At 37.7% G+C, this 15,226-nt stretch carries 12 protein-coding genes; 2 read left to right on the forward strand and 10 right to left on the reverse strand.

Going from position 1 to position 15,226, the window contains the following annotated elements:
• Positions 1-196: 196 nt before the first annotated feature.
• The gene (locus RI196_RS16915; protein WP_311066590.1) at positions 197-637 is read right to left on the reverse strand and encodes a hypothetical protein; all 441 of its coding nucleotides are present in this window, start codon (positions 635-637) and stop codon (positions 197-199) included.
• A gap of 679 nt (positions 638-1,316) precedes the next feature.
• Between RI196_RS16915 and RI196_RS16920 the strand changes: the two genes are divergently transcribed.
• Complete coding sequence (locus RI196_RS16920; RefSeq protein WP_311066591.1) at positions 1,317-2,288, forward strand: 2-hydroxyacid dehydrogenase; 972 nt, start codon at positions 1,317-1,319, stop codon at positions 2,286-2,288.
• A gap of 610 nt (positions 2,289-2,898) precedes the next feature.
• Positions 2,899-4,191, forward strand: a complete 1,293-nt coding sequence (locus tag RI196_RS16925; protein ID WP_063388860.1) for an MFS transporter — start codon at positions 2,899-2,901, stop codon at positions 4,189-4,191.
• Between the two features lie 424 nt (positions 4,192-4,615).
• Here the strand turns inward: RI196_RS16925 and RI196_RS16930 are convergent, their stop codons facing one another.
• From RI196_RS16930 to RI196_RS16970, 9 genes are all read right to left on the reverse strand, one after another.
• On the reverse strand, positions 4,616-5,557 hold the full coding sequence (locus RI196_RS16930) for an MTP-1 family protein (protein WP_063388861.1): 942 nt from the start codon (positions 5,555-5,557) through the stop codon (positions 4,616-4,618).
• Between the two features lie 241 nt (positions 5,558-5,798).
• The gene (locus RI196_RS16935) at positions 5,799-6,872 is read right to left on the reverse strand and encodes a BtaManbiosPhlase (protein ID WP_066251199.1); all 1,074 of its coding nucleotides are present in this window, start codon (positions 6,870-6,872) and stop codon (positions 5,799-5,801) included.
• Positions 6,873-7,988: 1,116 nt separating this feature from the next.
• Positions 7,989-9,044 (reverse strand): galactitol-1-phosphate 5-dehydrogenase, encoded by a 1,056-nt coding sequence (locus tag RI196_RS16940; RefSeq protein WP_311066592.1) that lies wholly within the window; start codon positions 9,042-9,044, stop codon positions 7,989-7,991.
• Positions 9,045-9,068: 24 nt separating this feature from the next.
• The gene (locus RI196_RS16945) at positions 9,069-9,251 is read right to left on the reverse strand and encodes a hypothetical protein (protein ID WP_063388864.1); all 183 of its coding nucleotides are present in this window, start codon (positions 9,249-9,251) and stop codon (positions 9,069-9,071) included.
• 104 nt (positions 9,252-9,355) lie between these two features.
• On the reverse strand, positions 9,356-10,390 hold the full coding sequence (locus RI196_RS16950) for a zinc-binding dehydrogenase (protein WP_311066593.1): 1,035 nt from the start codon (positions 10,388-10,390) through the stop codon (positions 9,356-9,358).
• 38 nt (positions 10,391-10,428) lie between these two features.
• The gene (locus tag RI196_RS16955; RefSeq protein WP_063388866.1) at positions 10,429-11,691 is read right to left on the reverse strand and encodes a PTS galactitol transporter subunit IIC; all 1,263 of its coding nucleotides are present in this window, start codon (positions 11,689-11,691) and stop codon (positions 10,429-10,431) included.
• 45 nt (positions 11,692-11,736) lie between these two features.
• Entirely contained in the window at positions 11,737-12,021 is a 285-nt protein-coding gene (locus tag RI196_RS16960) for a PTS sugar transporter subunit IIB (RefSeq protein ID WP_063388867.1), read from the reverse strand.
• A gap of 1 nt (position 12,022) precedes the next feature.
• On the reverse strand, positions 12,023-12,502 hold the full coding sequence (locus RI196_RS16965; protein WP_311066594.1) for a PTS sugar transporter subunit IIA: 480 nt from the start codon (positions 12,500-12,502) through the stop codon (positions 12,023-12,025).
• A 34-nt stretch (positions 12,503-12,536) separates the two neighbouring features.
• A complete protein-coding gene (locus RI196_RS16970; protein ID WP_311066595.1) occupies positions 12,537-14,588 on the reverse strand; it encodes a BglG family transcription antiterminator in 2,052 nt (683 codons plus the stop codon).
• Positions 14,589-15,226 lie beyond the last annotated feature (638 nt).

Genomic DNA, 15,226 nt, shown 5'->3' on the forward strand with positions numbered 1-15,226 from the left:
CGAAGAGAATCTTTGTTTGGAATTCATGTCTATTATAGTGGCACAAGGACTTAAAATTGAAATCGAGAGAAGACCTCGACTTAACTAGATTAAAAGGCTGGCTTCTTTTCTCAATATTCTACGGTTGTGTTCGCAAAATATTGGGCGGCGGATAGTTTTCATCAACTAAAAAGTGATGAAGAAATATATTTCCTCATCACTTCTTAGATCCTGTTGTTGCCCATGTCAATTTATACGTAACTTTCTTTTTGGTTCCTTCGTTAACGAGCTTGAATCTGTAACGATCTTTTGGTGAAAATTTCGGTGAATCGAAACGGGTTATGCCGTTTTTGTTAGCATTGATCGTTTTGATCGTTTTCCAGCTTCCTTTATTATTTTGTTTAATTTGTATATACAGCTTAAATGTTCCTTTTGCTGCACTTGAAGCTTCAATGCGTCCGTATGAGATGGAGACATTTTTTGTGCTGCTCGTCCACTTTTCTTGATAGCTTGGCGTTTCGACATAATTGGTAAAATAGCCGCTTTTGTATTGAAAAAGAGAAAGACCTGCTGCTTTTTTCGGAACTGCTCCAAAACTAGCAAAACCAAAAAGTATTAAGACAACAGCTATTGCACCTATTATGAAGTTCTTTTTCATTATGAATATTCCTCCTATCCCATCATTATCCAGATTGATTATAATATGGGTGGATCATAAATGCATCCTCCGAATGAACTAACATAATTTAGTAGAAAGAACCGATTTTTGAAAAATAGTATCTTTCAATCTATGAATGACAAATTGCTGCTTCTCAATCAGCACACAGAGGAAAAATTGAAGGTCATGAAATTGCCGAAAACGTATTGAAAAAAACGCATGAAATAGTGCTAAATGTCCAGAAGTCCTGATTACGGAGAAGAGCGCTTTTAGGTTTTAAGTTGTTTTCAGCTGACAGGGACACTACCTAGTGAGAAAATCATCCTTTCAGCAAACAGACAAACTCGTCCAAGACGTTTGAATCGCTGCGCCCATTTATAACTGTGCTCCGACAAACTTGTATTAGATGTTATAAAGCGGGAAAGCTCGCAGCCTGTATTGTTAACGCGCCGTTAAGAGATAAATTGCAAAATCAACAGAGGTTTTGTGGACAAGCAGCCTTGATAACCTTCTTTGTTTTCCTAGATAAATTGGGAAAATCTCCATGCTCAACTTTAGATCGGTCAATCGCTTACTTCCATTTTTCTCACATGAAAGACACCTTTAGAATACGTGCAGCACAATTTCTTCCATAATAGATTTCGCCTTGATGTAAAATATATGTTTGGAGGATAAAAACATGAAACCAAAGGTGATAGTATATAAAAAATTGCCTGAAGATATTTTAAACAGCTTGAAACAAGTATGTGAGATCAAATATTACCCCGACAGTGAAGACCATTCTATATTCTTACATGACTTACATGACGCTGAAGGGATGATTGGCGCAGGAATGCGAATCGATCAGCATTTTTTAAAGCAAGCTCCAAAATTGCGAATTGTCAGCAATGTTTCCGTTGGATATGACAATTTAGACATTCAGGAATTAACGAAACGAAACATTATGGCAACCAATACACCTGATGTTTTAAATGAAACAACGGCTGATGCAATTTTTGGGCTGCTCCTTATTACAGCTAGAAGAATGGCGGAGTTAGATCGTTACGTAAAAGAAGGCAAATGGGAAGCCCCGATTGGAGAAAATTTATTTGGTGTTGACGTTCACCATAAAACACTTGGGATTATTGGCATGGGGAAAATCGGCACCGCCATTGCCAAACGAGCACATTTCGGTTTTGGCATGAACATTTTATATCATAACCGATCCCGCAATCAAAAGGCAGAGGAACAATTTCATGCCACCTATTGCGAGCTTGAGGACTTACTAAAACAATCAGACTTTGTCTGCCTTATGACGCCGTTAACATCAGAAACAAAGCATTTAATCGGGCTAAAACAATTTCAATTGATGAAACGAAGCGCCATTTTCATCAACGGTTCAAGGGGCCAGACCGTCAACGAAAAAGACCTTATTTACGCGCTCCAAAACAAACTCATTTTAGGTGCCGGACTTGATGTATTTGAACAAGAACCTGTCCCAAAAGATCACCCTCTGTTAAAAATGAATAATGTCGTCACATTACCGCATATCGGCTCAGCAACTTATGAAACGCGGTATGCAATGGCAAAACTGGCGGCGGAAAATTTAATAAAGGGGCTGAAAGGATTATGTCCGCCCAATTTAATAAATCAAGAAGTGATGCGAAAGTGAATTGCTAATTTCAAACATTGACCATCGGAAACACTCCTTTCCAAAAAATCTTTTCAAAGAAAAAAGCGTTCTCCACGGAGGCGCTTTTTTTCTTTGAAAACATAAAATGTGAGTCCTTAAACTGCTGCTTGCTGAAACCTGGATAAATAATGATTCATTCAAGCCGTTCTAAGTTCAGCCTTTAGCTCCAGGCTGAGGAGGCTCGCACTCTTTTTGCAATGAACTGCTTTTTCTGTTATATTTCATTCGCTGCTGATGATTGTGCTGAAATAATCAAATCGTTTTCTTAAAGCATTCAGCAGTCATGGATGCTAGTTTTTATTTGCAGATCGGACGTTGGATGATCTGCTTTATTTACGTATTTAGTTAAATAATTCGTGAAATGGAATTTTTTTAAAAAGATACTTTTTACAAAAATGTCATTTATGTTAATATAAAAAAAGATATTTCTATTTTCCGGTCATCAGATGACCCGTTTATCTGTTGTCAGAAAATTTAATAAAATGAAAGGAGGCGGACAAAGCTCTAAATGAACTGAAAGCTTCGTGAAAATGAAAGCGTTTAAACAATTCAATTTTATAACGAAAAATTTAAAGAGGGGGAGAAAGCCATGGTCAAGGGTAAATGGAAAATATTGATTGCCAGTTTAGTAGGAAGTGCGATTGAATGGTTTGACTACTTTCTTTATGGAACAGTTGCATCATTAGTTTTTAACCAATTGTTTTTTGTTAATGAAGACCCTACAGTCGGATTATTAATTGCCTATACTTCTTTTGCTTTAGCGTTTTTCCTCAGACCTGTTGGCGGAATTATTTTCAGCCATATTGGCGACAGGTTAGGAAGAAAGAAAACATTGGTTTTAACCCTTAGCTTAATGGGAATTGCCACATTTGGCATGGGGGTAATGCCTACGTATCAAGTGATCGGAATTTGGGCTCCTATCTTTTTGACTCTGTTGCGTTTCATACAAGGTTTAGCTCTTGGCGGAGAATGGGGAGGCTCTGTTTTACTAGCTGTTGAATATGCTTCAAAAAATAATAGAGGTTTTTTTGGAAGTGTACCTCAAATGGGAATTTCTTTAGGATTGATTTTAGGTACCCTTGCCCTTTCAATTATGTCACTTTTGCCGCATGATCAATTTATGTCATGGGGCTGGCGTGTTCCATTTCTGTTAAGTGCATTGCTTGTAATTTTCGGGCTGTGGATTAGAAAAGGAATTGATGAGACGCCTGCCTTTAAAAAAGCTCAACAAGAAGGAGAGGTTGCTAAAATTCCATTGGTAGACACTCTTCGCTACCATTGGAAAGAGGTTTTAATTGCGATGGGTGCAAAAGTCGTGGAAACTGCACCGTTTTATATATTTGGTACGTTTATTGTATCGTATGCCACTTCAACTTTGAATTTTGATAATACAGATGCATTAAATGCTGTACTGATAGGCTCTATCGTAGCTACAATCGTCATTCCGCTCGTCGGAAGCTTATCAGATCGAATCGGACGAAAAACGATTTATATTAGCGGAATTATACTCACTATTTTATATGCGTTCCCATATTTTTGGATGCTTCAACAAAATTCGGTGTTTTTATTAATTTTAGCAACGGTGATCGGCCTAGGCGTTATTTGGGGATCTGTGAATGCAGTTCTCGGCACAATGATTTCAGAAATTTTTTCGGCCAAAGTTCGATATACAGGAATATCTCTAGGCTATCAGCTTGGGGCTGCAGTTGCCGGAGGGACCGCACCGTTAATTGCAACCGCTTTATTAGTGGAATTTAACAATTCCTACATTCCTGTTGCCATTTATATTATTTTCGCTGCATTGATCAGCTTCATAGCTATTTGGTCTGTAAAAGATGGAGCGAATAGAGAGCTGAATGATAAAGTACAAATAAAGGCTTAAGAAAATTACAAAGCCCAGATTATTCCATTCCATGTGGATAATCTGGGCTTTATTTTTCACCATACTTGGGGTTGTTAATATAAAAATGAATAATTTTTCCATTAATAGGTATAAAAAAGCGAAAACTCTAGTATCGTAATTGTTGACTAGACAAACTAATTTATCAAATCTATTCTGCCATTACCATCTTTTTTATGGTTTTTCTATGCCTTCTGATGAAGTGCCTGCTGTTTTTCCAACCCAAGCAGCACTTCCATGCATTCTTTGTCCCATTTGCTTTTGGAAAAAATAAAATAAAACTCATCAAAAAGGGGGGATGGATACCGAAACAACGCACATCTTTTCTTTCGTATCCGCCTAGAAACGGGAAGGAAATTTGTCACCCCCGCCTTTTGATAATGAACCTTTTATTTTGCAATCTTCCTTATTTTTCATACTTCACAAACGGATCAGCAATGGTAATTTTTTGCGCTTCTGCATCGCTGGTGCCTACATATAGATCAGCTGTTCCATCCCCTTTTCTGATTAAACCGCCGCTGAAAACTACATTGACAAGGTCAGGCCGCTTGGCAGCGCCTTTCAAAAAATGGGATCTCGTTGCAATGAGTTCCATATCAGAAAATTTCATTGTATCAGGATCTAATACAAACACCATCGGATAATAATGGCGGTTCCCTTGTTCATCTTTGCTTGCTATATGTCCGAGCACACCAATCAGACCGTTAGAAAGCAAATGCAGTTCGTTTGCTCCTCCCCATTCTTCATCCGTAAATTGGCCCTCTAAAAGCGTGGCTTTTTCGAGATTTTCGGGATTAAGATCATCAAGAGTCGGTATTCGGATAAACCCAATTTTGCCGAGACCGCCTTTCTCGCCTTGAGGCCTTGTCAACACTCCAATTGATCCGTCTTTTAATTCAATCACTCTGATATCCTTCATGCCTTCAGGACCTTTAGCGAATTTTTCTAAATCTGCAATATTTTTCCCTTTATAAAAAAGCGTTCTCCACCAAAGTGAGCTTTTAAAAGTGGGATGCGGAAAAATTTCAACTCCACCAAAAACTAAATCTCCTCCAATTCTCGTCACGAACGGATCCTGCAGCTGAAATTTCGGCGCTCCTTCTTTCGGAATCCACTTTCCATCCCGATTTACAAAGAAATATACTTCTGAATGCTCGCTGTTTCGAGGCTCTACTCTACCTGCTATGACAAGTTCCCCATCATCTAAAAACGGCGCCGAGATATTATATACGTCCCTATTTCCTACACCTTTGAAAATTAACTTTTGTGGATTGATCGGCTGAGGAGCATTTTCAAATTCTTTTAGCAGCTTAGCGCTTGACTTAATGCCCGTTTTCTCCAACCGCACAAAAGCTCCCTCCACACTTTTGCATTTCTGTTTCTAGCAAAGACTTTCTGATGTTTTATCATATTCAATTCCAATGATGCTTGACAATGATGTGTAACGGGGGAAAAATATTTTACAAATGGATTCATCATATTATTTACCTTTTCAAAAGAATTCTTTTAATTATTTTACATAACAAAAGTATTTCGTCAATTATATCATTTACAAAGATCAGCAAATTATTTATATGCCCTGCCCTATTTCAAATAAAACGTTTGCAAAGTTTTTCCATTATTTCTTCAAGAGAAATTTCCGCACCTGCAACCGATTGATCCGATGCACCATAATAAATCCGAACTGTACCATTTTCCGTCAAAGCTCCGCATGTAAATACAACTTGACCGAAGAATCCGTTCATTTCATAATCCGCTTCAGGCTTTAAAATGGGTTCCTCCGTCTTAGCTAACATTTTCCCAGGATCATTCAAGTCTAGAAGCAGAGCACCTAAAGAATAGCAGTCGTTTTGATCAGCGCCATGATAAATAGCCAACCAGCCTCTATCGGTTTTAAATGGAACTGCTCCCCCGCCAATGCGGCAGCTGTCCCATCCTTTTTCGCTAAGACTAAGCAAATGCCGATGATTTCCCCAATATAAAAGATTGTCCGATTCAGCAATCCATATTTCCGGTCTGCCGATTCCTTTCGGTACAGGTCGATGCAGCGCATAGTACTTGCCATTAATTTTTTCAGGAAAAATGGCCACATCTTTGTTTTCAGGATGAAAAATTAACCCTAGCCGCCTGCATGTTTTAAAATCAGTTGTTGAGGCAAGCCCCACTCCAATGCCTTCAGGCGACACTGCGCTGTACTGAATGTAAAAAGATGCACCAATCTTAGTAATTCTTGGGTCTTCAATTCCCCATGCTTCACGTTCAGTTTCCGGATACATGAAAGGTTTATCATCAATGGTGAAATTCCGTCCGTCTTTGCTGCGGGCAAGTCGAAAATAAGATAAAGATGTGACATAGGCAGCTCTATGCATGGAATCACTGTAAAAAATCATTCTTGGGTCAGAAAAATCATATCTTTTGTCATTTTTTTGCAATTCCATCTCTTTCAGCTTTCCTTTTCCTGAAGAAAAATCGATATAAGAAATTTTCACGACATTTGGATCAGTACAGACAGGACGTTCAGCAACGCGCAGCAATAAAAGCACTTCGCCGTTCAACTGGGCAACACCAGCATTAAAAACTCCTATTACTTCATGTCCACGGTGAAAAGGTTTTACATCGTCCGGAGCAATCAGTGGATTTTCTGGAAAACGAAAAACTTTCACAACCAATGCCTCCTGTTTTAAAAAATCTAGGAAGTTTTTTGAATTGCCATGTTATTTTTCTTCAATGTCCCCTTTTCAATTCCTGTTACCAATTGTGATCGAATGTTAAACAATCCATGATCAACGTTTGAATTATCTATCCAAAGAACATCTCATTTATACAGCGTCGCTAATATAAATATTCAGAATAAAAATCAAGGTTGATATGGCAATTTTCAATCAAAGGTAAGAGTTAAAGCATGAAATCCAACTGTCCAAAAATCCACAAACACCTCTTGAATGGATTGGCAAGGAAAACGCAGCACTTATGTATTGAAAGATGAGCCATTATTTTTATGGTGACAAAACAAACGAAAGATTGACATACTGCATAATGACAGGGATGGTTATCAAGGGGTGTACAGAGCAAATTCAAACAAAATTCTCTATATAAAAATGACAGTCCGATGGGTTCCTAAAATGAAGGATTGGGGAGGAATACTACTGTGAAGGACAAAAATAATCGAATAAAATTTGTAAATGTCCTTCATAGAGGCAATGAAGTCCAACAAGAAGCAATTGTATGTGCTGAATGTCCATCATAAAACTTTTGAAGAACGTAATTCAGAAAGAGAACATAAGAAAAATCCTTCATAAGACTTCTGAAGGATTAAACAAGATAGGAAAAAATGGTTTGTCCGATAAATCCCTAAAATGAAGGGGCTCCAAAAAGTCAGTTAACTTGGGCACCTCTCCAACGGAATATTTTGACTGTACCAAATGAATGGCTCCAAAAAGTCAGTTAACCCTGACTTTTTGGACAGCCCTACCATCATTTTAAGCGTCTATTCATTTCGATTTTTTCCACCTTAGTCTGTCTTAAAAACGCTTGGCAGACAAGGAACTGATCTTTAGGGAAGATGCGAATCGAACCAAAAAAGTTCATGAGCGGACGAGGCCAGTGACGCTGGATGAAAGCATTCGCCGACAGTCTGAATGCCCCCCAAATAAGGAAGGCTAGACTTTGTTCGGCTGTTTTTATCATTTGTATATTTTGCAAATGAAGCTCCAAGGAGGTAACAATAGTTCAAATGGCAAGAATAAGGCTTTCCGCATAGCTCAAACAGCGGCTGAAAATTAAAGCCTAATTTCCGGATAAAACAATACTTTGCCGATGAACTCTTTTTTTTCTAAAATTTTTTCAAACATTTTCGGTCCTTCCTCTAACGTGATGCGATGTGTGATCAGCGCCTCAGCGTTTATTTTTCCGGTTCTCATACAATCGATTGTCGTTTTCCATTCTTTTCCCGGAAACGGAGACGATATGGCATTCCAAGATCCTAATACGGTTAATTCGTTTCGGACGATTTTTTCAAAGTAAAATCTTTCGACTAGGACGTCTCCGTATGGAATTCCCATAAATACAACCTGCCCTCTCTTTTTCGCTAATGAAAAAACTTGGGCGGATGTTACAGAGGATCCCGCTGATTCTACAGCAATGTCTACTCCTTTTCCATTCGTCAGCTCCATGATTTGATCATATGCCGATTTTTCAAGAGGGTTGATCGTAAAATCCGCTCCCATTTCTTTGGCAATATTTAATTTCTGATCATCGATATCAATCGCAAAAATTTCACTTGCTCCAAAAATTTTTGCCCATTGGACTGCGAGAAGCCCGATAGTTCCGCATCCCATGACAGCAACGCTGTCACCCGGCTGCAACGATGTCCGGTAAAGCCCGTGTACGACAACGGATGACGGCTCAATCAAAGCGGCGGAGTCATAGCTTATCTCGTCCGGTATGAAAAGCACATTTTCCCCAGGCAATTTCACATATTCGGCAAAGGATCCCGGCTGTAAGGCTCCAATAACATGCAAGCTTTCACATTGGGACAAAATCCCTTTTTTGCAGCTTTCACATTTACCGCAATATAAAGCAGGACAGCCGACAACCCTGTCTCCTGCTTTTACATGAGAGACAGAAGGACCAACTTCTACCACTTCACCGGAAAATTCATGTCCCCAAATCATTCCTTGTACGTAAGGTCCCAGTTTTGCATATCTTGAAATGTCTGAACCGCATATGCCTGTTGCTTTTACTTTAATGATCACGTCGTTCTCATTTTCTATCCTTGGTTCAATAGCATCCTCGAACCGCAGATCTCGTTTTCCGTAAAGTTTTAGCGCTTTCATTTCCTATTCCCTTTCCCGCATGGTTTAATTTTCGTTATGAACCTTCATAGCTTGCTCCGAACGAACACCTTTAGATTTATTTTTGAAAAGCTTGTAAAATGCAACCGCCAACACGATTGAATTTATGATAAATTGATGTTCAATATAAAAATCGCTGACCATTCTCCCATACGGTCCAAGAATAAAATCTATGATGCTCTCAATCATTTTTTCACCTTCTTATTGACATGTTTGTCAATACTTTACTTCTTCCCTTTGCCAAGACTTACATTAGACATATCCCCACCTGCTATGCGGTGGGGAACAACTGATTATTCATGAACAGGAGTTAAAATAACTTTAATTGCATCGCCGCTTTTAATTGCTTCGTATGCTTTATCCCATTCAGAAATGTTGAATTGATGTGTTACAAGTGTTTTAGTATTTACTCTATTTTCATTCATCAAGGCTAAAGACGGCTCCCAATCGCTTGGTTTTTGACTGCGAGATCCGGTAAATACAATTTCTTTTTGAATAATTTTTTCCATATCAATAGGGATTTCAGATTTTGCATAAATGCCAACCTGTACAAATTGGCCTTTCTTTTTCAATAAATCGAGCCCCATGTTCAAAGCAGGTACAGCACCGGTACATTCAAATACTGCGTCTACACCGTAGCCATCCGTCAATTCATTGACTAATTGTTTGACGTCTTCTTCTTGAATGTTTACGGCATAATCCAGTCCAAGCTCTTTTGCCTTTTCCAGCCGCAGCTTGTCATTGCTTAATCCGGTTATGATAACTTTAGCTCCTAAATCTTTTACGACTTGAGCGACTAATAAACCAATAGGACCGGGGCCGAGTACTAAAACGACATCACCTTGATGAATCGTAGCTTTCTTAACTGCATGATGTGCACATGCAAGCGGCTCCGTCATCGCTGCAGATAGAAAATCTACATTTTCAGGAAGCTTATGAACACTTTCTTTACGTGCAATCAAATAGGTTGCAAAGCTTCCATCTTGCTGCGTGCCCAACCCTTTTCTGTTGCTGCATAAATTGTAATCACCGGACTTACAGTATTTACATGTTCCGCATATATAATAAGTAGTTTCAGAGGTTACCCGATCTCCTACCTGAAATTCAGTTACATTCTCCCCGACTTCTGCTACTACACCGGAAAATTCATGGCCTAACGTAACGGGGGCTTTCACTTTGTAATGTCCTTCATACGTATGAATGTCCGTACCGCATATTCCGCTGTATTTCACTAAAATTTTGACTTGATCCGGTCCGACTTTCGGTTCTTCCACATCTACTATTTCCAAGTTCCCAAATCCTAGTTCTTTTTTTACTAAAGCTTTCATTTCTTTATCCCTCCAGCAAGCTGCAATATTGGAGACTATTAATTGAATAGCGCAAAAATTCTATAGATAACGTAATTGATCAGATTTCCACCTTGGTCGATACTAGAGATTTTGCTCGCTCCTTCAGGCATGTTAAATTTAGATTCTACAGCCATCTCAGTATGGAGCGCCGCCAAATCTGTCGCCATGTACAGTGACAGGGCGATTAACAACGTACCAACGATTACCGAATGAACAATGTTTCCTCTTGCAGCACCGACAATAAATGCAACAATGAAAGGAATGGTAGCTAAGTCCCCAAACGGAAGAACGTTATTTCCAGGTAAAATAATGGCGATTGCTACTGTGATTGGTACTAAAATAAGAGCTGTTGAAATTACGGACGGGTGACCAATTGCAACGGCAGCATCTAGCCCGATATAAATATTTTGTGCGCCGAATTTCTTTTGAAGCAGTTCTCTAGCTGATTCAGAAATCGGCATTAAACCTTCCATTAAAATTTTCACCATTCTCGGCATTAACACCATAACTGCTGCCATAGACATCCCGATTTCGATCGTATCTCCGACAGAATATCCAGCCAATAATCCTAATGCGACACCTAAAATTAGCCCCATAAAGATCGGTTCACCAAAGATCCCAAATCTTTTTTGAATCGTTTCCGGATCAGCATTTAAATTTTTAAGACCTGGTATTTTTTGAATCAATTGGATCAATGGGATACCAAGAACTGCGTATGAAACCGTGCTTCCCGTTGCAACAGAAATTCCCGGAAGCCCGAAATATTTATCAAGCATCGGAGCTGTCCAATCTGCAATTTTCAAGCAAGCAATTTGGAATAGTACCGCGGCAATTAAGCCTTGAATAATACTGCCTGATAACGTATATACAATTGCACCGGTAAAAGTGTAATGCCAAAAATTCCAAATATCTACATTCATTGTTTTTGTCGTTTTTGTCACAAGCATCAAAACATTTACTAACAATCCGAGAGGAATGATAAAGGCTGCAATTGGGGAGGCCCAAGAAATCGATGCAGCAGCCGGCCAACCTACATCAATAACATTCAGTTCGATTCCAAATCGATCAACCATTCCTTGAGCTGCCGGCCCTAGATTATTGACTAAAAGATCAACTACTAAGAAAATCCCTACGAATGCAACACCAATCGTCAAACCGGCCCGAAAGGCTTTTCCGGGTTTTTGTCCGAAAATTAATCCTAGTATAAAAATCGCCACGGGCAAAATAACTGTTGCACCTAAATCTAAAAATGCTCGTATCGCATCAACAAAACCTTGCATATTTTTCCCCTCCTTAAACCCCTGCCAAAATAATCAAACGTTTGTTTAATTTTTCAGCGCTTCCAAAATTTCTTTTTTCACTTCATCCAGTCCAATGCCTGTTAAGAAAGCGCGTGCATTAATAACCGGGAACGGGTACTCCTGTTGTACAATTGTTGTACTAATTAATAAGTCAGCCGTGTCCACATAAGAACCAACTTCTGTAATTTTTATTTGAATAATTTCACATTCAATGTTATGTTCTTTGCAAAGCTGTTGCACCGCATCATTGACAATAGTTGAAGTAGCAATTCCAGCACCACATGCGACTAATACTTGTTTTTTCTTCATTTCAATTCATCTCCTTTAAATCTAAACATTCTATAATTTTTGTTTTGATTAATGTTTTATTTTTTTCTGTTGTTAAAAACTTGATGACATCCTCGTTTTGAAAGATGCTTATCAGTTTTTGCAAAATTTTCAAATGAGAATCTTGCTTGTCGATCGCTAATAAAAACACAATCTTTACCGGAGTTTTTGCCTCCTGCTCCCCCATGATTCCAAACTCAACAGCGTCTTTTAGTATCGCCAAGCTGATCGCCTTTTTATTGACATGAACGGAATCCGTATGGGGAATGGCGACAGATATATTACTGGAAGTTGGGAGACCGGTCGGAAAAGTTTTTTCCCTCTCAATAATTGCATCTATAAAACTCTCTTTTACAAAGTTTTTTTCGTAAAGATGGTTTCCCATTACTTTCAAAACTTCTTCCTGATCCTTCGCTTTTAAGTCGCAAAAAATCAAAGATTCATCAAAATGTAAATCAATCACTGGTATATCACCTACTCCATTAATAAAAGAGCTTTTATTCTTGTGCATATAATTTCAGAACTTCGTGTAAGTCTTTCATGCTTTGTACGTTCAATACTTTATTCAAATCCTGTTCATTTCTCACTAAATTCATTAATTGCATGAATGCTTTTAAATGTTGATCTTTATCTAAAGCTGCAATCACAATGATTAACTTAATGGACTGATAGTTTTCAAAGGCTACTCCTTTTCGCAATTTCAATAAGCTCATCGATAAACGATTTACTCCTTCATCAGGTGAAGCATGTGGAATGGCTACATGTTCACTGATGACAAAATAAGGATCTGATTGGCAATGTTTGATCATTGCTTCAACATATTGTTCTTTAATGCTTTTATCCTTCAGCAAAGGCTGGGCCGCCAGTTTAATCGCTTCTTCCCAACTACGAACCGAATGGCGGAATATCATCGTTGAAGGAGTAATTAAATCGCATAAATTCGGATTTTTAATAGAATGATTTTCTAACTTGTTGTTAGAGCCTTGGTGAATATAGCTTTGAATCGCATTGTAAAGCTCTTTTTTATTTTTAATGACAGCATGCTTTTCAATAATTCCCATTAATTCTTCAACATTTATTACTTCAGGTACAAACCCATATAGGTCAGACATCACTTCTTTTCGCAATCGTCTTTTTTCTTCAGCACCAATAAAATGATCTACAAGGAAGAACTTTTTATTTGTTTTCAAATAAACTGGAGAAAAGACAATGTCATAATCCATTTCATATTGTTGGAATTCGCGCACAGACAATGAATCAAGAAAAATAAATTCAGGAAACAGTTCTCTTAGCGTCCCATACATCAATCTGGAAACTGATATTCCTTTTGGGCAGACAACTATGGCTTTCATTCTTTGGCTAATATTGTCGCCCTGCCTAGAAAGCCACCCGCCGATTAAAATTGTTAAATAAGCAATCTCACTTTCCGGAATAGCTGAACCGATTAAATCTTCCAGCGGTTTAACCGATTTTTTAACAAGATGATGCAATTCCTTGAAATTTTTATTGATATCATCAAGAACATCATTTGTATCAGTTAAATTGTATTTAATTCGAAAATAGGCTGGCTTCATATGAAGGACGAGCTTTTGAAGAAGCTGCTCTTTATCCTTCAAAAAAATGAACGTATTTTTTTCAAAGTTGTCGATCACTTGACTTAGCGCGCTTTTTAATTCAGGAATTTCTTTATCAATCTCCTCTTTAGACCAATAAACATTCGTTGTCAGCAAGTTCAGAGTAATAAAGAGCCGTTCTTCCTCTGAAACATTTGGAAAATCATGCAAAAGCTCTTCCGTTGCCAAGTATTCTTTTGTGCCGGAAATCTCATTATAATTAAGGTTAAAAGAACCGATATGATGGCCTTTCCGTATTCTTCTTAAAATAAAAATTAAAATATAAGGCATTAACTCAAGTTTTTCGTCTGTAAATTTCAGATTTAACGATGCCTCCACTTTTTCGAGGCGATTTTTAAATTCCTCTAACTCATCTACAGATAATTGCGAAATCTGAATGATCTTTTCTTTTCCTTGATCTGCTGTCCAGATGCTGTTCGTGATAGAGATTAACAGTTTCCGGCATTGAAATTCGTCTCCCTCAATGACGTATCCATATTTTCTTGAATACTTGTATTCAAGGCCGTGTTGTTCGACAATATCCTTTACTTTTTTCAAATCGTCAATAACGGTATTCTTGCTCACTTTTAGTTCAGATGTGAAATGAGCCAACGATAAGGCATCCATTCTCGTTAAAATCATCAATATAATGAAATGGACGCGCTGCAGTTTCGATAAATCATAAAAATCGACTGATTGAGTATTTTCCTTTTCACTCAATACTTTTAGTAAACTCGGATCTACAACAAAATAGCCGTGATTTGTCCTTTCAATCTGAGGGAAATTTTGTTCATAAAGCCAATCATTGATCTTGGAAAAACTATAATTGATCTGTCTCTTGCTCAAGTTGAATTTTTGAGCAAGTTCATTGCTACTAATGTTTGGATTTTTGATTACTTCTTTCAAAAGACAATTGCTTCGAATGTCTAGTAGCATTTGTACCTCCTTTCTAAGCACAATTTTAGGCCACTTTTCCTAAAATTGATTACGCTTTCATTCCTTTTTTTGAATTTTCGCTTTACAATTTTGGGATGAACTGATCTGTTCTCGTTATTATCAAATATTAAGGACACCTTCTGAACGAATGACATCCTTCTGATAAATCTCATTTTCAGGCATTAAGGCAGTCCGAAATGGATGCTGCATCAAGTAAATGGATTTAAATCCAATTACTTATTTAATTTATCTATAGACTTCCCAACAAGGATTTAGAATATAAAGAAGTACAAGGTCAAAGATCTTACCCAGTCGCTTGTAATCAACAGCGACGAAAAAACTGTCCATCCGGAAAAGATAAGACGGGATTCGTTTGACACTTACTGTAAAATCGAATGTCCTTGGATGTACGAGCTCTTCTTAACCGTCTTGTTAGGAATCAGCTAATATACTAACACAATTACATAATGTTATTTATAATTTCATAAAAGAAACATAATGAAAAATATTTAAAATTTTATCTAAATTTTAAAATATAATTATAAAAAATCCATATTTTATCATAAATTAAGGAAAGATGTATGAAATCATAATACAAATTCTTATTATTCATTCGTATAAAAAACGTCATTTTTTTA

Origin of the sequence: Aeribacillus composti (genome assembly GCF_031760945.1) — a bacterium.
Classification (GTDB): domain Bacteria; phylum Bacillota; class Bacilli; order Bacillales; family Aeribacillaceae; genus Aeribacillus; species Aeribacillus composti.

Coding starts and splice junctions, on each gene's coding strand:
- RI196_RS16915 (WP_311066590.1), bottom strand. CDS start 637: ATGAAAAAGAACTTCATAATAGGTGCAATAGCTGTTGTCTTAATACTT.
- RI196_RS16920 (WP_311066591.1), top strand. CDS start 1,317: ATGAAACCAAAGGTGATAGTATATAAAAAATTGCCTGAAGATATTTTA.
- RI196_RS16925 (WP_063388860.1), top strand. CDS start 2,899: ATGGTCAAGGGTAAATGGAAAATATTGATTGCCAGTTTAGTAGGAAGT.
- RI196_RS16940 (WP_311066592.1), bottom strand. CDS start 9,044: ATGAAAGCGCTAAAACTTTACGGAAAACGAGATCTGCGGTTCGAGGAT.
- RI196_RS16945 (WP_063388864.1), bottom strand. CDS start 9,251: ATGATTGAGAGCATCATAGATTTTATTCTTGGACCGTATGGGAGAATG.
- RI196_RS16950 (WP_311066593.1), bottom strand. CDS start 10,390: ATGAAAGCTTTAGTAAAAAAAGAACTAGGATTTGGGAACTTGGAAATA.
- RI196_RS16955 (WP_063388866.1), bottom strand. CDS start 11,691: ATGCAAGGTTTTGTTGATGCGATACGAGCATTTTTAGATTTAGGTGCA.
- RI196_RS16960 (WP_063388867.1), bottom strand. CDS start 12,021: ATGAAGAAAAAACAAGTATTAGTCGCATGTGGTGCTGGAATTGCTACT.
- RI196_RS16970 (WP_311066595.1), bottom strand. CDS start 14,588: ATGCTACTAGACATTCGAAGCAATTGTCTTTTGAAAGAAGTAATCAAA.